This is a genomic window from Pseudarthrobacter sp. MOO14, assembly GCF_058267675.1.
Genome location: NZ_CM177849.1, coordinates 3512412 through 3531762, shown reverse-complemented (window position 1 = coordinate 3531762; position 19351 = coordinate 3512412). Strand labels below are relative to the sequence as shown.

Here is a 19351-nt window from a genome sequence, read left to right as displayed (position 1 = left end):
GCCTGCTGATAGGAATATGACCATGACAACAACCCCTGAACTCAGCCGGGAGCAGCGCGACGCTGCGATGGTTGAGCGCTACGCCGACGGCGAGACGTTGGACGCCATCGGCCAGAGCTTTGGCATCACCCGCGAGCGGGTCCGGCAGATCATCGCCAAAGTGGGCGGAACGAATGCGGAGGAATCTCGTAGGAACCGGATTGCGGCACGAGAAGCGGCTACACGGGCCGCTCATCAAGCCTTCCTGGCAGAGTACGGGGACATGGCCCGGCAGATGGCGAAGCGTGGTGTGACCCGGCCAGATGCCGTGCTCAAGCTGCAGGCACTGTACCCGGGGATCGACGTGGATATCGCTGAGGAAGCCTTCAAGGGGTCGACCATTGTCTTTTCCAAGGCGCAGGCAGACGATATCTTCTCAAAGGAGGCGCTGGCGGCAGCGATCTGGTTCCTCCTGGGATCCGACCGGAGCCTCGCTCCTGACCATGCGTGGGCGGCAGTAAACCTGGACCTGTCCCTCATAAGCGAGCTGCGGGCCGCCTTGGAATTGGCAGAAGCGACGCCAGATGACGTGGCAACCATATTGGGAGTCATCGGCGCCGCGCAGAAGCATGTTTCTGAGGACCCGGCCGCCAGCATCACCGGCGCCCGGTACCAGGAGCTCCGTGACGAACTTGTTGTCGCCTTCGGCCTGGTTTCTCGGCAGGGAGCCTTCCCGTGGCCACCTACCCGGCAGACTGTGTCAAAGCGCTTCGGCGGCTGGAACGAGGCCTTGGAGGCCATGGGCATCGGACTTGCGACCAAGGGCCGTCCCAAAGGCCTCGTGAAGTTCACCCGCGAAGACTACGACGATACCGTGAGCGACTTCTGCTTTTACGCCAAAGCAGCCGAAATGAACGCGACCTATGCCGCATACGACGATTGGGTGAAGCAGGAACAGGCAGCTGGTCGCTCCCGCCCTTCGGGGGCATCGGTAAGGAACATCTACGGCACCTGGGCGGACGCCCTGCGTTCGGTGCAAGAGTAAGTCGCGAAGCTGGGGGATATTTTGAAGGAACGCGCGGTCGCCGCACCCGAGCATTGGACGGGACGGACGGAGCTGGTCAAGTCATATCGCGAGGGCGATCCGCTTTGGGTGATTGCCGCCGCAGTTGGCGCAACGGTTGAGAGCCTTTGCTCGCTACTGACCCAAGCTGTCCGCGACGAAGACGAATTGGCTCGGATGCAAACGACCCGTGCCAGGGCCGCTGGTGCGATGTCTGCACTGGATGCACAGTCTCACCTCGTGTGGCGTCTTTTGGAGTCCGGGTTTTCCACGGTAGAAATTCCAACGGTGCTTGGGGCGCTGGCCACAGGGACCGCGAGTGATTCGGCCATCACGACTGCAGTGCTTCAGTATCTAAGGCTTCAGGACCCCCGCATTTGCAGAGACATGCCGCCGCCGGAGACACCCCGGCGGAGTGACACACTCAGCCTGCTTTATGTCCTTGGAAAGCATCACGGCATCGAACCGGACTACCAGCTCGCGTTGGGACAAATTGCCCCCGGTGACCTCGCCGAAATCCAGCAGCTGAGCAAAGCTGGCTGTCCTCCACGGCGGTTGGCTGAAATCTTGGCAGTCGTAGAGACCACAAAGCTGGCCATTCGGGCACGGGTTATTACAAGTTCGCCGGTGACAGAGTACGCCGCAACAGCCGGACCTATTGCAAGGCTGTTAAGAGGCCATATCTTCGAGGAATCCGCCTCTTGGCCAGCCCCTGCTTCAGACCTGGTCCGCCGACTGGGTGGCGGATTCTGGGACCAGGCATTGGCGACGGTCAGGCTGGAGATGGGACGGGCGGTGGACCGGTTCCAAGAGCACGACTTTCCACTTGCAGTCGATGATTTTACCGAAGAACGTTCTGGTCGCGGTCTTGCGCCGAGCCTCGAAAATTATGATCGGTGGGTTATTGCCGAGCTAGCACTGCGCAGGGACCGGCCCTCCGCCCTGGAGCTAGTGGACCATTATGGGGGCTGGGCTGCGGCTCTCCGCAAAGCTTTGGCCAGCCGTAGCAACGTCCAGACAGATGCCCACGCCAGTGCGATGCCCCTTCACGACGACGGGGCGCTCTTCGAGGTTCCTGATCCTGCGCATGAAGCAGCCTGGGTCCGAGCCGGCGAGTACATCTGTGAACTGCTTGCGCGCATCCCCCGACGACGATCTCTTGTGATCGAGTACGCTGCAGCTGCCGACGGCGCTTTCCAGCTATATGCCTGGGCCGGCCGTGGCGAAGCCGGTGTGTGGTGCGAGATTTTCCCCGATGAACTCCTGTCCGGTGAGCTCTCGGATACCGACGAGGATCATTTGGCTTGCGAAGGCTGGACCTCGCCAAACGACGCCTCATCAAGCTGGCGCAGGGAAGGGATGCTCTTCGAGGACGCGGGACACCTCATTCTCGACGGCCTAAGGTACGGCGGGCAATGCCCCGACCCCTGGCTGCTCAGGTGGAGCACCCGACAACCAATCAGCGGGCAGGGACGCAATAACGGTGTCACCATCGAAGATGCTCTGGCCGGCGATGTCCAGTCACTGCGGAACGCCGGGTAAGGCCGCCAAGATTCTGCATGTTCATTGCCGAACTTGATCTTTACTACGACTTTTGGGGAGCACATGATGACGGAACCCGATTCCAATCGACCAATTACCTCTGACGTCCGCAGCCCAACCGACCAAGCCGTGGCGTCCTACCTCGCCGGTGACCCACTGCGGTGCATCGCCGCCGCGCTGCAAGAGCAAAGTTACCAAGTCTTGCGAATGGTGAGCACGCGCATAGCGGATAGCGGCGAAAAGCAGCGGTCAGAGGCGCTCCGAAAACGTTGTGGCGCGACTGCTGAGCTCCTTGGTGGGGAAATGGAACGAACCGAGCGGCTTATGAGCGCTGGAATAGAAGCCATCGATGTGCCCAAGGTTCTGGTGGCTTTCGGAGTGCCGCTTGATGTTGAGATCGCTGTCGAGTTGCTCCGGAGTCTCGAAATCTTGGAAGACATCTACCTACGGGGGTTCCAAGCCGACGGCAATAATCGTCCGGTGGTGCGCTCAATCGAAATGCTCAGCTTGTTCTACGTCATCGGACGGCATCGGGGCGTGGAACCTGATTACCGTTTTGCGCTCGGGAAGATGCCGCTGCCGGGAATTGCAGAATTCCGTGAGCTTCAAACGGGGCGACTCCCTGCGTCTGAGATAGCCAAAGTGATTGCCACGGTTGAGAAAACAGCCGAAGAAGTTAGAACAGGGAACACGGCGGGGATTTCCTATTCGGACTACAGGGATACAGCCCTGATGTTGGCGGAGGAATCAGATCATGGCGGACACGGCTGGCTGGTTCCGGCTCCTGTTATTCGCGATCGGGTAGGCCGGGGGTCGTGGTCCACTACGCTTATGGCTGCCTGTCTTACACCGCCTTCAACGGAGGAGCGCTTTAGCCCCAATGACTACGAAGACGCAGCCCAAGAATTTTTGAGGGTATTTCACTATTTCGGCTCGCCGAAAGACGTTGCGAGCTACGACAGTTGGGTCACTGCCGAAAAGGCCGCCGGACGCGACCGCCCATCGGTGGTCGCAATTCGTCGATACTTCGGAGCCTGGGAGTCCATGATCGGGGCGGCTATGCCCCCGGAGGTCGGCGTGGACGAGTTCGCTGGGCTCGTTGCCATGTGCCGGAGCCAGAATGATGTGGAATACGATTGGGCCCGCGCGGGCGAGCGGGTCAGCGAAGTGCTGGCTCAGATGCCATGGAACTCATTCCTGAGCATCGATTACGGGGACGAAACTGACGGACCGAATCGGCCGTACGCGCAGGCAACCACGAGTGCAGACGGTGTTTGGTGCGAGATCGTATCGGAAGAGTTCCTTTCCGCAGAGCTGTGGCCGATTAGCATCGACTATCTCGTTAGGAATGGCTGGTCCGCACCAGACGAGGTAGTCCCCAACTGGCACAAACAGGGCGTCCCGCCGATCGAGGCCGGCCACCAGATACTGGAAGGCCTGGCGTACGGCCGGAACTGCCACGATCCGCAGAAGGTCCGCTGGCACAGCGGAGAATTCCCCGGCGGCCCCGGACCTGATGGTGGCGTCATTCTCGACTTTGCATCCACTGGCGTGGACCGAGCTTTGCGGAAAGCAAGTTGATGGAGTGACGCTCGCTCCAGTGAATTGTCTCAGGCTGGATCTACTCTGAAACCAGCCGGCCAGACACCGGGAAGAAAGGAGCGCGCTCGTGCCCAAACGTCGCCGCCACCGCCAGCCCGCTGGCGCTGCAACTGAGGTCTTGGATACAGCCGGGTTGGCACACTCGGCAGCGCTTTTCGATCTAGATCCTCAGGACTTGGCCGTTCTATTGCTGGAACCATCCCGCGTGCGGCCGGTCGTCGTTATTTCCCGGTTCTCCGAGGAGGAAGACCCTTGTCTCGACGGGGTCAGCATCGCCGACGAGCTTAAGGGCGTCGCCGACGTCGTAGTCGTAACGAACGGCCCTTTCACATACGAACTGGAAAAGCTCCTGCCACCTGACACCCACATCTTCGGTAGTGCCGCCAGAGTTTACGCGCCCGGCCTCAAATGGGTTGAAAACCCTTATAGCAGTCCACTGCGGCTTGTCCGGAGCAGGTCTGATGTTGGGCCTGTCACCGCGCAAATAATCAGGGATGCAGAGGACCTTGCTTTCTCCGCGGGTTGGAAGACGGCCAGTCCCTCCAATACGAGAAACTCCCGGGAGACGGGGTTGGTGAAAAGCATTGCTCCAGATGGAACAAGGGCAGTTCTGGAGCTCAGCAACGGCTCGCAGGTGTTCCTGCCCATGGAATCCACCCGCCTTGAAGTCCCGCTGCATTGGATACTGCGCGGAGGGATGACGATTTCGGGTGCCTTCGATGCTACGAAACGACTCTTTACCAATGCACCTATCGAACTGCCAGCCCCAGGTGCGGGCTACGCGGACGGTGCTGTGGTGCCTGCCCTTGTCCGGTCGGTTGGGCCACATTCAGCAGACCTCGCCTTGGTTCCCGGACACTCGCACACCCTGCCTCTCAGCAGCATTTCCTCAAATGAGCTGGATTCAGTGGCTGACCTCCTGACCGTGGGTGAAGTTGTCGCCGTCCGGCTCCATCGGAGCAGCGGCCAGCTAGCCCTGTCGATGCTGGACGTCAATGAGGCAGAACCTGTCCTGACCGCTCCAGAGCTGGTTCCGGGCGGAGGGCCCTGGCTTGTTCCCGGCCGAGACCTTCTGCAGGCCACAACTGAACCCGCAAACACGAGGCTCACCACGCAGGCGCCTGAGCCGCGAAGCGCAAGTCCTGTGTCGGGAGCAACGGCACTGAAAACCGCGGAACTGGCGCTTGCGGTGGAGCGCGCCAAACGTGAACGGCTTGAAACAGAGCTAAATGGACTGAAGTCGGCTAACCACCAACATCAGGTGCACGCGGCTGAGCTGAATGCTGACGTAATGCTCGGCCGTCAGCAGGCGGCCGAGCTTGCCCGACTGCAGCAGGAAACCGAGCGCCTTCGCCGTGACCTTGCCGCCGCCAACAAACAGCTCAGCGACCTACGAAAGAAGCTGCGCGGAGTTCGCAAGGAGGAAGCAATCCCGGATCGTGTGTTCCTTGACCCGAAAGAAGACTTCGATTTCCTGCTCCTCCAGACATGGGCGGTTCAGATCCCGGCCGGAGACAAGGACCGGCTACCACTGAGTCGATACCGCATCGGAGAGAACTTCCTGGAGAGTTTGAACGAGCAGCCCAGAGAGAAGCGGAAGAAGGCTCTCAAAGCCATCGTCGATCTACTGGTCAAGGATCCGGCAATGCTCAACGCGCGCGAGGCCCACCAGCTCCGAACTCATGCGTCTGGAGGATCCGAAGCAGTCACTCGCAACAACGGCCAGGACGTTTGTTGGCGGCTTTATATCGAACAAAACGTCGCGGCGGCAAGGCGCCTCCATTATTGGAAATGCGCCGACGGCGTGATCGAACTGTCCAGGGTGGCCGTGCACGACGAAACCTTGGCCTAGGTGGACACTTCTTGTCGGTCTAACCGCCCTATCCGGATCCCCCGTTTCCTAGGAGCCGAGTGCTCGTAGGCGCTCCATGGAAAAGCTGCCGGGCACCCGAATTGCAGCGGGCCGTTAGTCCGCATCTGAATCGTCAACGCGCTCCAGCCCTTCAATGCCACTACTACCATGCATCCAAAGCACGACATCGAGGACGCGCAACAACGAGATATGTTCAATGTCGGCTGCTTTACGCAGGATGTGCAGTCGATCTCGAAATTCCTTGTCAGAGGTCAATGCGTGATGCCATGCACACCATGTCCCGTCCGAATTGGCAAACCCTGTCACCCTAGCGATGACGGAATCAAAGATCGGGATAAGAGCAGGTCGTTTGCGGGCGGCCAACTTGCTAACAGTAGTGGGACCAACGCCATAGTGCGCCCGAAGAAGCTTCCAGAGCAACAAAGGGGAGGAACCCTTGCCAAAGTACCTGTCATGGTCCTCGAAAGGAATGTCTTCAAGGGCTAAATCAGTCGGTATAGCCGCGAGAAGGGCTGATACCTCTTCCGACTCCTGGGTCAACATCTTGACGGCAGCCTTCGATGGCACATGGATCGACAGGCAGGCTACAGCGACAATGTCTTCAGCTGTCAGCCGGTCTGTCTGTTTGTCCTGCACAGCGTCGAAGTAGGAGCCGGTGTATTCTTGGCCCCGCCATTTCCTTAGCCCGTAGTAACGTTCCAGGTACCCTATAGCCGCTTCGTCAGAGATGGCCGCCAGTGCAGAAGTGACTCTCGATCCGTCGCAAGTTGTTCCCGTGATTTCTCGTCCCCTTCAGAGAGAGCCTTTTCTATTTCGAACATAGGCCGGAGTGGAGCTACCGCCAGCCTAGTGCGCTCCAGTCCTCTGAGTCATTCAAAGCGCTGGGTTTGCTGTACTCCGCCCGATGCGGGGAGCCTATAAACGGAACAAGGTTGGATTAGGGCAAAATGGGTTAGCCAGTTCAAATAATGCGACACTCCTGGAGACGAGCACCAGGCTGCCGAATAATGTAAGACCCTGCTGATACAAATATGACCTGAAACAAGTTCTGAACTCTGCGAGGCGACGCACGCTGAGGTGGCCGGAGCTTAAGAACCGTGCGCGTTCAAATGCGCAGCAGTGGAAAGATTGATACCCCGTTATGGAAATGCTCAGCGGAGCCAGCGTAGACACGTTCAGGAATCTCGTATTGTCCGCTGCCGTGCTTGTCGGCTTCCTGTTTCTACTCGGAAGCCGTGTGTCCACTCCCCTGACAATTGCCGCCAGGCTTGTCACCGCCGCCACCGCAGGCACGGCGGCCTTTGCCGCGGCCAATCTCGCGGTGGTCTTCTATATCCTTGCGCACCTCATGGATCCGCGCTGGTCCGTCGGGAGAGATGCAACGCTTCAGAGCCCTGAACTGTCTGCAGGACCGTTCTTCCAGCCGGTCACCGACACCTTGAATGACATCTTGGACGGCCTGACGGGCAACTTAAACAATGTCATTGCACTGAAGAACGCGTTCCTCACCATGCCGGAATTTATCATCGCCGCGGGATGGGCCTCCTTCGCGCTGGTGGGCTTTGCGATCGCGAATCGCATTCTTTCCTCGATCATCGAAAAGAAACAGATGAAGCAGATCGACCGGAATACGCAGGACCTTGCTGACATCCGCGCCCAGATTGGGTTGGCCGCCTTCCAGGACACCAAGGTTAGGGCGCGGTGAGGTGCATTCCGGAGGAACCGGAGTTCGGCGAGGGACACCACGCGGAGAAGGCCGTCTGGACCGCCCTGCGGAACAGCCTCGCCGATGACTGCGTCCTGGCCCACTCGGTCCATGTCCGCGACGGCCGGAACGAATACGAAATTGACCTGCTGGTCCTCTGGCCCAATGTGGGCATGGCCGCGATCGAGGTCAAGGGCGGCCAGGTCTCCATTGACAGCGGCCAGTGGTACCAGTCGGACCGGAACCAGAAGCGCAAGATCAAGAGTCCCGTCGCGCAGTCCCAGAGCTCGCTGCACGCCCTCAAGGACTGGCTTGAGATCCAGCTAGGTTCGCGTATCAGCAGCCGCTGCGCCTACATGGTCAGCCTGCCCTATACCGACGTGCCACGGAACTGGACCATGGCTGGCTGCCCTCGGTCACTTCTCCTTGACCAGACCGACAGCAAGTCCCCGGCTGAACTCGTCCGCCAGGCCATTGAAATCGAGGGCGGCGGCGCCTCCCCGCTGGCCCCGGCCTTCCTGGAACGCATCGTCCGCAAGCTTGGCGGAAACATGGACACCGCCGTCGTACCTTCCACCACATCCCAGGAGGATGAGGCAGCGCAGGACCATCTCACTGAGCGCCAGTCCGTGCTGCTTCAGGCCACCCGCGCGCTCCCCCGGATCCGCTTCACCGGCGGCGCCGGCAGCGGAAAGACCTGGCTCGCCGTCGAAAAGGCCCGCATGCTCAGCAAAGAGGGCAAGCGAGTGGGCCTCTTCTGCTACAACAAAGGTTTGGGGCAGTACCTTCAGGACCGCGTCGCAAGCTGGCGACAGGCCAAGCCGGTGTTCACTGGCGAGTTCCACGAATACGTGCGCGGACTCGGCGTCCCCGATGGGCAGGGACAGGACTATTTCGACGTCGAGATGCCCCGCCTCCTGAAGGAACTGGCAGCCGGGATGGCGCCGCGCGAGCGGCTGGACGCCGTCGTCGTCGATGAAGCGCAGGACTTCGCACCCCTGTGGTGGGACGCGCTGCTCGCCTGCACCACCGCTCCCGAGGCCGGTGAGGTTTACGCCTTTATGGATGACCGGCAGGACGTCTACCAGCGGTGGGGAGGCGCGACGGCGGACCTCACCATTGGTCCGATGGCCACGCTGGTGCCCATCCACATCGACGACAACCTACGCAATACCCGTAAAATCGCCGAGACCTTCAAGCCCTTCGCCGGCGCGTATTTCACACCCCGGGGCAGCACCGGCCTGCCCGTTCGTTTCGTGGACTGCCCAACCGAGGAGGCGCTCCAGGTCGCCGATGACTGTGTGGATGCCCTAATTGACGAGGGCTGGGCGAACAACCAGATCGCGCTCCTCACTACGAAGGACCGCCACCCCATCCATTTGGACTACTTCAACCGGGGTGCCACGGAGGAATACTGGCGGGACTTCCACGCCAACGACGGTGAGTTCTACGGGCATGTGCTGGGGTTCAAGGGCCTGGAGCGGTCCGTGGTTGTCCTTTGCGTCAACGGGTTCAAGGACATGGGCAGGGCCCGGGAACAGCTCTACGTCGGGTTGTCCCGGGCGCGGAGCCTACTGGTCGTTGTGGGTGATTCCGGGCTGCTGGAGGAGGCCGGCGGCCGCGAACTGGGGCTTGCGTTGTCGCGAAGCCAAGCATGGAAGCCGGCGCTGGAAGACGGTTAGTGGCGCTGCTCACCTAAATTGTCGGTGCCTCGCAATACTCTTCAGGCACCAGATCAGAACCGTCCAATGGGGGATGAAATGCCAGAACTAGCCGACGCCGGGCCCCACCCGATTGCGACGCTTCCGCGGGTGCCTGTCCCGGCTCCGCCCACGGCGGTGCCTGCCTCGTACGACTACGCCTTCCTCTATCCCTGGCAGCAGGAAGCGCTGAAGGCTTGGCACTCAAATGCACGGCGTGGCGTGGTGGAGGCCGTTACAGGTTCCGGTAAGACCCGTGTCGGGATTGCCGCCGCGTTCGAGGCCGTCCGGCAGGGAATCAAAGTCTTAATTCTGGTGCCAACTGCGGAGCTTCAGCGCCAATGGCTGGTGTCCCTCCGGCGCGACCTGCCCTCCGCGCGGCGGGGTGCCCTTGGCGACGGCCGGTCAGATTCCCTCGATGACGTGGACATCCTCGTGGCCATCGTTCATTCGGCGTCCAACCGGGAGACCCTCCGCTCGCACAAGGCCGGCCTGATCATCGCCGATGAGTGCCACCGTTATGCGGCGCCCATGTTTACCGGCGCCCTGCAGGAGGGGTACGCCTGGCGGCTTGGGCTGACGGCCACGTTCGAAAGGGCGGACGGTGAGCACGAGAGCCTCCTGACGCCCTACTTCGGCGGCATCATCTACAACCTCTGGTATGACCGGGCGTTGAAGGACCAGGTCATCGCCCCGTTCGACATCGCTTTGGCCGGTGTTGATCTGACGCCGTCGGAACAGAATGACTATGACGAGTTCTCCACAGTGATGGTGGAGGCGGCGCGGAACCTGGAGACGTACGCGGGCATCCCGCGGCGGCCCTTCCCCCAGTTCATCACTGCCGTGGCCGCGCTGGCCGCCTCGGATTCGCCCAGCCGGGAAGCAACCATCGCGCGCAGGTACATGCGGGCGATGTCCTCGCGGCTCACCCTGCTGGCGGAGGCGAAGACAAAGTACTTGGCGCTGGCAGCTCTGAAGGGAACGGTTGATGGGTCCCGCGGGACCTTGGTCTTCACGCAGACCCAGGACTCAGCCCGGCGGGCACAGGAGCTGTATACGTCCCTCGGATCGACGGCGTCGGCCGTGTTCAGCGGCATGGCCAAGGATGACCGCCGGCAGGGCCTGGAGGATTTCCGCACCGGCGCATCACAGGTTCTGACGGCACCGCGGCTCCTTGATGAAGGCATCGACGTACCCGAGGCCGACCTCGGGATCATCGTTGCAGCCAACCGCAGCCAGCGGCAGATGGTGCAGCGGCTCGGCCGCGTTATCCGCAAGAAAGCCGACGGACGGCCCGGACGCCTGGTTGTCCTCTACTCCAAGGGCACGGTGGAGGACCCGGACGTCCAGGGCGAGGAGTTTTTGGGCAAAGTCCTCCCCTTCGCCCGCAACGTGGGGTTCTTCGACATCAGGACGGACCAGGACGGGTTGGAGGAGTTCCTCCGCCAGGCCGAACCTGAAGAGGCTTCAGGGCCCGAGCCCGATGAGCCCGCGGCGGGTACGCCCGGCGACGGCGCTGGACCGGAGGCCGGCAATGACCAGGAGCCGGTGGTGGAGCCTCCCGTGGACGAGGACGACGACGACGAGAGCGCGCCGACGTCGTTTGACCTCGAGGACTCCGGCTGGCGTGAGGAACTCCAAGGGCTGGAGGGCTTCAGCGACGACGGTGTGTCGGACTACCTCCAGCGGGCAGGCCGCGCGGACCTGCTGACAGCCGAGCAGGAAGTGGAGCTCGCCAAAGGCATCGAAGCCGGCCTTTACGCTGCGCACCTGCTGGCGGATGGCACCGCACGTGGCCGCCGCGAGACCCGGGAGCTCCGGATGGTCGCACAGTTGGGCGAGCGGGCCGCGGACGCATTGCTCGAGGCGAACCTCCGGCTGGTGGTCTCCATCGCCAAGAAGTACGTGTATCAGGGTATGGACCTCTTGGACCTGATTCAGGAGGGGAACATCGGTCTCCATCGAGCCGTCTGCAAGTTCGACTACACCTTGGGTAACAAGTTCTCCACGTACGCCACTTGGTGGATCCGGCAGGCTGTGTCCCGCGCCCTGGCCGACCAAGCGCGGGTCATCCGGCTCCCGGTCCACATGGTGGAGCAGATCAATAAGGTGAAGACCATCCAACGCGATGCGTTCCGGAAGGGCCTCGAATACAGCCTTGAGGAACTCGGCAAGCTCACGGACCAGTCGACTGCAAAAGTGGAGCACCTTCTGTCACTGGACCAGCCCGTGCGTTCGCTGGACTACCTTGTACCGGACGGCAAGGGGGGCCTCGAGCCGCTAGCGGACCAGCTCCTCGATCCCTGGCACGTGGATGTCGTTGACCAGATCGCCAAGGAACAGCTGACGGCACAGGTGCATGCGGTCCTGGACACGCTGACTGAACGGGAGGCCGGAGTCATTGCGATGCGTTTCGGCCTGGACGACGGCGAGGAAAAGACCCTGGATGCCATCGGCAAGGCCTACGGCGTCACGCGCGAGCGCATCCGCCAGATCGAGTCGAAGACGATGGCTCTGCTCAGAGAACCAGAACGATCCCAGTCCCTACGCGAGTACAACTATGGTGGTGTTGCATGACCTGCACGATTTTCCCTTTGGTGAGTCTCGCTTTGGCCGAGCTGGAAGCACTGATCAGCCATGCCCAGGCCGCCGATCCGCTGACTCCCGTCACCATCCTGGTCCCTTCCCATGCCGCAGGGCTGGACGTGACCCGTTACCTGGGCAGGACCCTCAACGGGGGCGCCGGGAGTGTGGGGGTCAGGGCGTTCACACTCAGGGACCTCGCAACCGAACTTATTGCCGACGACGACGCTGTGAACGGGCGACGTCCCCTTCTTCCCGTCCTCCGGCTTGGAGCCGTGAGCCGGGCCCTGCTGGACGAACCAGGGCTTTTCAAGGATGTCGCCGACCAGCCCTCGACCGCCCGTGCGATAGCCCGGACAGCCGAGCTCCTCGACGCGGTTCCGGATCCCACCGACCCGGAACTGCCCGAGCTCATGCAGGAAGTGCTCCGGCTTCACGGGGCCGCAAAGGAGGCTCTGGGCCGGCGGTGGTTCACGGACCATGAGGCTTTTACCCTTGCCAGCAACAAGCTCGTGACCAAGACCGTGATGCAGCGGCTCGGCACCATTATCGGATTCATGCTCGGTACAGAAACCCGTCCCGGCGAGGCAATCTTCAGAGCGAGCCTCGACGGGGCCGGAATGCAGCATCTCACAGCGGCCGGCTCGACAGAGAATGGCGTAACACTTCTGACAGCGTCCGACGCCGACGATGAAGCTCGCGCCGTGGTGCGCCTCGTCGTCGAGCGGCTTGCCGCAGGGACCCCAGGCCACCGTATCGGAATATTCCACTCGGCCTCCCAGCCCTACGCCGCGCTCCTCACCCAGCGCCTCAGCCAGGCCGGAGTCACTTTCGTCGGACCATCAGCCCACCGGCTCATGGACTCGCCCCTGGCCCGCGGCCTCCTTCAGTTGCTCAAACTGGACCCGCTGGATCTCGACGCACGGACCATCCTGAACATCCACGCGGAAGGTGCCCTCTGCTGGCACGAGCAGAAACTGCCCAGCAGCGCAGCATGTGAAAGGTTCTACGCAAATCCACCAGCCGAAGAGGATTACGTAGGAGCAGACACCTCCGCCCACGCGGACTACTTCGAAAAGTTCCGGATATTCCAGTCCTTTAAGGAGGCACTGGCGGCACGGATAAGCCTGGTCCAGGCTGCTGCCTCATGGAATGACGCCTCCGCGTCCCTGATCTCGCTTCTTGAGGACTTCATGGGGGCCAAGGGCGCCGGCGAACGCCCGGAGAAAAGCGCTGCCCGCAACGCCTTGATCGAAGCCGCCTCGGATCTCCGGCATCTGGACCTTGTTGGTCCTTTGCCCAGTCCGGCACTCCTACAAAGCGCCCTGGAAGACGGCGTAGCTGCAAAAGGCCGCTGGACCGGTAAGAGCGGCACGGGTGTCGTCGTGGGTAGCTTCGCTGATGCGGTCGCCAGGGACCTTGATGTCGTCTTCCTCATGGGGGTTGCGGAAGGGCTTGCGCCAGCACGGACAAAGGAGAACCCACTGCTGCCCGACAGCGCCCGTGCCATGCTGGCCGTCGGCCTCCCCACGGTTGAAGAGCGTGCCGAGGCCAACAAAAAGCAGTTCTTCACTGCCCTCGCTACAGGATCCGAACGGTTCATCACCAGCCCCCGCGGGGACCTGCGCGGCTCCGGGAGTTACGAAGTGTCACGCTGGATCAACCGCAAGCCTGAACCCCAGGACCAGTTGCGGTCCTTCTCCCACGGCATTGAGAACGGCGCACCCGCCTCCGATGCGTTGCCCCCAACAGCTCAGGAATGGCGGCTCCGTCGCATCCTCACCGCTGGGGAGGGCACCTCGGTATTGCAAGAGGACGAGGCGCTGCAGCATGCGCTAGCTGCCACCCGGGACAGGCGGGCTGGCATCTTCTCGAGGTTCAACGGCAACCTCGGTGCATATGCAGGGATCATTGTGGATCCCGAAAAGCCGCTGTCCCCCACCCGGCTTGAGGAATGGGTCACCAGCCCGTTCAGCTACTTCATGAAACACGTCCTGAAAGTCAACATCTTGGAGGACGTGGCACTCGAAGTGCAGATCTCGCCGCAGCAACGGGGCAACCTGGTTCACCGAGTGCTGGAAGACTACGTCCGCAGCATCACGAAAGACGGTCTTCCGCCGTCGTTGGACCGCCTCATGGAGCTGGCAGACTCCGCTTTTGAGGACGTCACAAACCCGGCATGGCTCAACCACGTGTGGGACCGCAACCAGGCCATGCTCCGCCAAGACCTAAAGCGGGTACTGGCGGACGACCAGGAGAGGTTTGCCGATGGCTGGAAGTATCTCGCCGAAGAGGCGAGCTTCGGGCCCGAGGACACGGACAGCCACCCGCCTGTTGAGCTGACTCTCGACGACGGCACTACGGTTCGCTTCCGGGGAAAGGTGGACCGGATTGATCAGCATTCCGATGGCAGTGTCCGGGTTATCGACTACAAGACAGGCAAGGCCGACAAGTACAAACCGCTCAGGGACCACCCCACCGCGGAAGGCACCCGCTTCCAGCTTCCGGTCTACGGACTGTTTGCCCGGACACTCGCGGACTCTTCGTCCGACGTCGCGGCAGAGTACTGGTTCATCTCGAAAGCAGGTGCCTTCGCCAAAATCGGCTACACAGTGACTGACAAGGTCGTGGAGCAACTGCGCACAGATGTGGGCTTGATCATTTCTGCCCTGCGGAACGGGATCTTCCCGCCCCGGCCTGAGTCGGATCGATACGTCAACTTCACCACCATGATGGGTGCCCAGGAGCTCGGCCAGCAGTGGCTGAAGCTTCAAAACGCCCCCGAATTGCAGCCTTATGCCCAGCTCCTGAAGGCGGAGAAATGAACCCTGAAGTCCTGGAACTCACAGACCAAACCGACCGAACACTGATCGAGCAGGAGCTCGAAGCCAACATCTTCGTCGAAGCGGGTGCAGGAAGCGGCAAGACGCATGAACTCGTCGAGCGTATCTGCGCGATGGTTGACGCCGGCGTCGAACTCAAGAGCGTGGCAGCCATCACCTTCACCGAAAAGGCAGCAGGTGAGCTGCGGGAACGGGTACGTCGGCGGCTGACGGACGCCAGCCCCACAGACCTGCGCCAGCGGGCGCTCGACCAGCTGGATACGGCTCCCATCGGCACCATCCACTCCTTCGCGGCGCGCATCATCAGCGAACATCCGATCGAGGCCGGAGTCCCTCCCCTGATCACCGTGGTGGATGAACTGCGGTCCCAGATTGCGTTTACGCGGCGGTGGGAAGATGCCCGCCAGAAACTGTTCGCCGACGCGTCCTTGGACGACGCACTCCGTATACTCCTCGCCGTCGGCGTTTCGCTTGACCACCTGCAAAATGTTGCGGCAGACTTGGATGCCAACTGGGACCGGCTGGAAAGTCATCCTCCCCACAGGCGCCATATCCCGGCCGTAGATCTTGGTCCGCTTCTCCGCCAAACTTCAGACGTCCTCGCACATGCCGACCATTGCACTGACCCTGCCGACAAGCTGCTGACCGCCTTCGAACACATTAAGAGCTGGCACGGTCGCCTCTCCGAGGCAGAATCCGGGGAACTGGGCCTCGTCCTCGAGCTGCTCCACGCTGTTCCGCAATCCGGCTTTAGTGGGGGGCAAAAGGGCAACTGGTCCGTCAACGTCGCCGAGGTGCGGAGCTCCTGTAAAGATCTGGCCCAACAGGCGATAGCCCTGCGCAACAGCTTCGTACAGCCGGCCGTTGAGACCGTTACCGCCGCCATGGCCGAAGTCCTTCTTCAAGCGGCTCGCGAACGTCAGCGGAGCGGCGAGCTTGAGTATCACGACCTTCTCGTTCACGCACGGGACCTCCTCATCGGCAAGGACAAACAGGGCGTCCACGCTGCCCTGCATGATCGCTACCGCTGCATCATGCTGGACGAATTCCAGGACACGGACCCCATTCAGGCTGAACTGGCCACGCGGATAGCCGCCAGCGACGTCTGCGGGCCCGACGGCTGGGAGCATCTCAGCGTACCTCCCGGCCGGCTGTTTACTGTCGGGGATCCGAAGCAGTCCATTTACCGCTTCCGCAGGGCAGACATCGCCACCTACCTCGCGGCACAGCAGCGCTTCTCACACGACGCGGATTCCAGAATCGCGTCGCTCCAGACAAACTTCCGTTCCACCGGAAAGCTGCTTGAGTGGATCAACGGCACGTTCGGCGAGCTCATCACGGCCAACGGCACGGTTCAGCCGGAATACCAGGCCTTGGTGCCTGATCCCCGGCGTCCCGAATGGAGCGACGAAGATGGTCCAGCCGTCTCGATCATTGGTCGCGGCGGTGCGCAGCCCGATGAAGCGGGAAAGGTCTCTGCCGATGCGATGCGCCGGCAGGAAGCCGCGGACGTTGCTGCAGCAATCAGAGTCGCGACCGGTACCGCAGGCCTTTCAGCTTGGCAGAAGCAGAGCAAGCGATCGGGTGACGGCTTTACAAGTTCGCCGGTTGAGTTGAAGGACATTTGTGTCCTGATCCCAACCCGGACGTCCCTCGCCGCTCTTGAGGATGCCCTCGACGATGCAGGCATTGAGTACCGGGCTGAGGCATCGTCTTTGGTTTACTCCACTCAGGAGGTTACCGACCTGCTGCTGGGGATGCGGGCCATCTCCAATACAGCGGATGAAGCCGCGCTGGTGCTTTGCCTGCGGTCGGCATTGTTTGGCTGTGGTGACGACGAGCTGTTCGAGTGGAAGCAGGCCGGGGGCCATTGGAACCTGTTCTCCCCCGCGCCCGACCCACTCAGAAACTCCACTGTGGCACATTCCCTGGCTTACCTTGCGGCCCTGTGCCGTGAGATCGAGGTGCTGACGCCTGCCGAAATTATGGAGCGCCTTGCTACCGACCGCCGCATGCTGGAGGGAGCCATCGATGCCCCGCGTTACCGGGACGTCTGGCGCCGGCTGCGCTTTGTGATTGATCAAGCTCGGGCGTGGACGGAGGCCACTCACGGCAGCCTGCGTGACTACCTGGTGTGGGCCGCCGTACAGCAGGAGGAAAACTCACGGGTCAAAGAAGCCGTAGTGCCGGAAACGGATGTTCAGGCCGTCAGGATCATGACCATCCATGCCTCCAAGGGCCTGGAATTCCCGATGGTGATTCTCGCAGGTACTGGTTCCGGACCCAACAACCAGAAGGCTGCTGCCCTCTGGGATCAGAGCTCCCAAGTGCAGGTGCACTTCATAGGCGACATACGGTCCGCAGGATACGGAAGTGCCGAGGCCATCGAGAAGCAATTCGACGACGCCGAGCGGCGTCGGCTCCTCTACGTTGGCTGCACACGCGCGGAAAGCCACCTCGTTGTCTCCCACTACGTGAATGCCAAGAACAGTCTCGGGCAATTGCTCAAGGACGCAGCCGATGCTGTTCCCGTGCCAGATCTCAGCATCCCAGAGGACATGCCTCTTCATGGGAGGTCGGCTCACGAAGTCCAACCAGTCAAAGCGCTTGAAGAGTGGCAGCAGCGGTGTGATGTCTGGCAGAAGAACTCGGCCGTCGTATCGTCCACCTCTGTCACGGCAACTGCCAAAGGAACGGACGGCCTTGCCGCGTCTGAGGTGGACGGGACCCCGCATTTTGTGAGCATTGATGAGGACGGCTCGCTCCCGACTCCGGCAGCGACGGGCGGGGAACACGGCAAGGAGTTCGGTACGGCCCTGCACCGGCTGCTTGAGCTGAGTGACCTAAGAGAAAACGAGAATCTCGACGTTCTCTCTGAAAGGATCGCCAGCACCGCCGGACTGGCAGACCCCGCTGGTTTGGCTGAACGTGCCCGTTCTGCACTACGGAGCGCACCTGTACAGCGTGCGGCTGACCGGAAGCACTGGCTTGAGCTTCCCGTGGTCACACCCAACAACGGAATGACTCTTGAGGGCATCATCGACCTGATGTACCGCGAGGATGACGGAACCCTGGTCATCGCCGACTTCAAGACTGACATCAGTGTCACGCAGGAGACCTTAGGGGCTTACTGGCGCCAGCTGTCGACCTATGCGGGCATGGTGGAGCGCATCACCGGCCAAAAAGTGAGTGAGTTGGTATTGATTTTCTGTAGGGCTGGCGACGCCGAAATCCGCCGTCAGTCTCAAGACGTGGGTGCTGAGGGAAGGGCGTAGGCGTAGGGTGCCGTCACCACCAACGGTGGCGGCACCCTGGGCTCTGACAGGCCCACTTCGGCACGCCCCACTCAACGTGGCCGGTCGTCGGGTAGAGACGCTGTTCCTCCATCATCACGCAACCGGCAAACTCCGCCTTCGGGTATTGCTCCAACACGTCGGGCATAACCATGCCGTAGATGACGCGCCAGGATTCGTACCCGCACACCGGGCATCTCCTCGTCGCAGCTGCCTTCTTTGTCTTTCTCTCCTCAGTCATGAAAGCAACTTAGCCGCGGAGCCAGACATTCCCCGACTTACAAAAAGTTCTTAGCTGCTGAGCGCGCTTTGTTAGCGAGCGGTTGCTCAGGCCGTACCGCTCCCTCGCCCACATACTAGGGGCTACTTCCCCTCTCCCCGGTGAGATACGATAAATTTATAGTTTATTTCCAGAATGGAGAAAGTAATGGGGCGCCCACCGGGCTCGACGAACAAGACACCGAGGGAACTTCGAGCAGAGGCGGCGCGTCTCATCGAGAAGGCTAAGTACATCGAGAAGCTGGCGGCCTTGAAGAAGGACAAGAAGAAGTAAGCTACTCGGCGGCGCCAGGCGGATATGTTACGTCGGAAGTTTCGAAGCCTTATGCAGTGAATAGGGTACTTTTGCAGCAGTATGGCAAGGCCAGTCAGTATTTTGCCGCCTAGTGCAGGCGAGCATCGTTGCAAACTTAGAAGGAGAAAAATGGGTTTTTTCAGTACGTTACTCAGCGGATTGGCCGGCAGCAGCGATGGAAACAGTGGTGAGGACGAGACGACCCTGACATGTGACTCGTGCGGCGATGACGTCAACGAAAGCGATATGCAGGAGGGACAGTGCGAAGACTGCTATAACTCCGACTATTCAGGCACGAATTACTGCTGTGGCGCTATTTATGAGGAGGGAGAGGACACTTGCATGAGTTGCGGTGAGCCTCTGTAGCCGGTTACAGCTCAACGGAGACTTCTCCTCGCCGTTGGAGCGAACGTGCCGTTTGAGAAGCCTTACCGCGATCCTGGGAGTCGATAGGTGACTTCAGTAAGGGTGTTCGTTGCACTCGCGGCCGGTATTCGACCGCGTGCTGCTTGCACCAACACTGCCAGAACGTTCATCTTGTACGGGCGCTACCGCGAACGCGCAGCCTTTTCTTGCATTCCTGCGTACCTTCAT

General features: G+C 61.2%; 12 protein-coding genes. 10 read left to right on the top strand and 2 right to left on the bottom strand.

What is annotated here, in order from left to right; translation table 11 throughout:
* The first annotated feature begins 22 nt into the window (after window positions 1-22).
* From AC4EEV_RS16445 to AC4EEV_RS16430, 4 genes are all read left to right on the top strand, one after another.
* Complete coding sequence (locus AC4EEV_RS16445) at window positions 23-1024, top strand: sigma factor-like helix-turn-helix DNA-binding protein (protein WP_491329473.1); 1002 nt, start codon at window positions 23-25, stop codon at window positions 1022-1024.
* A 21-nt stretch (window positions 1025-1045) separates the two neighbouring features.
* Window positions 1046-2584, top strand: a complete 1539-nt coding sequence (locus AC4EEV_RS16440; protein ID WP_491329472.1) for a TY-Chap domain-containing protein — start codon at window positions 1046-1048, stop codon at window positions 2582-2584.
* Window positions 2585-2650: 66 nt separating this feature from the next.
* Complete coding sequence (locus AC4EEV_RS16435) at window positions 2651-4165, top strand: TY-Chap domain-containing protein (RefSeq protein WP_491329471.1); 1515 nt, start codon at window positions 2651-2653, stop codon at window positions 4163-4165.
* An 88-nt stretch (window positions 4166-4253) separates the two neighbouring features.
* Window positions 4254-6038, top strand: coding sequence for a hypothetical protein (locus AC4EEV_RS16430; protein WP_491329470.1), 1785 nt, complete (start codon window positions 4254-4256; stop codon window positions 6036-6038).
* 114 nt (window positions 6039-6152) lie between these two features.
* On the opposite strand, the gene AC4EEV_RS16425 is transcribed toward AC4EEV_RS16430, so the two are convergent.
* Window positions 6153-6761 carry a DUF6308 family protein gene (locus tag AC4EEV_RS16425; RefSeq protein WP_491330906.1) on the bottom strand — a complete coding sequence of 203 codons (609 nt, stop codon included), beginning with the start codon at window positions 6759-6761 and terminating at the stop codon, window positions 6153-6155.
* Between the two features lie 439 nt (window positions 6762-7200).
* Here AC4EEV_RS16425 and AC4EEV_RS16420 point away from each other — a divergent pair, with 439 nt between their 5' ends.
* From AC4EEV_RS16420 to AC4EEV_RS16400, 5 genes are all read left to right on the top strand, one after another.
* Window positions 7201-7764: a hypothetical protein gene (locus AC4EEV_RS16420; RefSeq protein ID WP_491329469.1), complete on the top strand. Its 564-nt coding sequence runs from the start codon at window positions 7201-7203 to the stop codon at window positions 7762-7764.
* Complete coding sequence (locus AC4EEV_RS16415; protein WP_491329468.1) at window positions 7761-9446, top strand: nuclease-related domain-containing DEAD/DEAH box helicase; 1686 nt, start codon at window positions 7761-7763, stop codon at window positions 9444-9446. The genes AC4EEV_RS16420 and AC4EEV_RS16415 overlap by 4 nt, the downstream gene beginning before the upstream one ends.
* Before the next feature lie 78 nt (window positions 9447-9524).
* Window positions 9525-12041, top strand: a complete 2517-nt coding sequence (locus AC4EEV_RS16410; protein WP_491329467.1) for a sigma-70 family RNA polymerase sigma factor — start codon at window positions 9525-9527, stop codon at window positions 12039-12041.
* Between the two features lie 20 nt (window positions 12042-12061).
* Window positions 12062-14872, top strand: a complete 2811-nt coding sequence (locus AC4EEV_RS16405; RefSeq protein WP_491329466.1) for a PD-(D/E)XK nuclease family protein — start codon at window positions 12062-12064, stop codon at window positions 14870-14872.
* The gene (locus AC4EEV_RS16400; protein ID WP_491329465.1) at window positions 14869-18165 is read left to right on the top strand and encodes a UvrD-helicase domain-containing protein; all 3297 of its coding nucleotides are present in this window, start codon (window positions 14869-14871) and stop codon (window positions 18163-18165) included. The genes AC4EEV_RS16405 and AC4EEV_RS16400 overlap by 4 nt, the downstream gene beginning before the upstream one ends.
* 13 nt (window positions 18166-18178) lie before the next feature.
* Here AC4EEV_RS16400 and AC4EEV_RS16395 read toward each other — a convergent pair whose 3' ends face one another.
* Window positions 18179-18424: a hypothetical protein gene (locus AC4EEV_RS16395; RefSeq protein WP_491329464.1), complete on the bottom strand. Its 246-nt coding sequence runs from the start codon at window positions 18422-18424 to the stop codon at window positions 18179-18181.
* 174 nt (window positions 18425-18598) lie between these two features.
* Here AC4EEV_RS16395 and AC4EEV_RS16390 point away from each other — a divergent pair, with 174 nt between their 5' ends.
* A complete protein-coding gene (locus AC4EEV_RS16390) occupies window positions 18599-18736 on the top strand; it encodes a hypothetical protein (protein WP_491329463.1) in 138 nt (45 codons plus the stop codon).
* The last annotated feature ends 615 nt before the right edge of the window (window positions 18737-19351 follow it).

Excerpts from the sequence above, each read along its gene's own strand:
- AC4EEV_RS16445 (WP_491329473.1), top strand. The coding sequence starts at position 23 with ATGACAACAACCCCTGAACTCAGCCGGGAGCAGCGCGACGCTGCGATG.
- AC4EEV_RS16435 (WP_491329471.1), top strand. The coding sequence starts at position 2,651 with ATGACGGAACCCGATTCCAATCGACCAATTACCTCTGACGTCCGCAGC.
- AC4EEV_RS16420 (WP_491329469.1), top strand. The coding sequence starts at position 7,201 with ATGGAAATGCTCAGCGGAGCCAGCGTAGACACGTTCAGGAATCTCGTA.
- AC4EEV_RS16410 (WP_491329467.1), top strand. The coding sequence starts at position 9,525 with ATGCCAGAACTAGCCGACGCCGGGCCCCACCCGATTGCGACGCTTCCG.
- AC4EEV_RS16400 (WP_491329465.1), top strand. The coding sequence starts at position 14,869 with ATGAACCCTGAAGTCCTGGAACTCACAGACCAAACCGACCGAACACTG.
- AC4EEV_RS16395 (WP_491329464.1), bottom strand. The coding sequence starts at position 18,424 with ATGACTGAGGAGAGAAAGACAAAGAAGGCAGCTGCGACGAGGAGATGC.
- AC4EEV_RS16390 (WP_491329463.1), top strand. The coding sequence starts at position 18,599 with ATGGAGAAAGTAATGGGGCGCCCACCGGGCTCGACGAACAAGACACCG.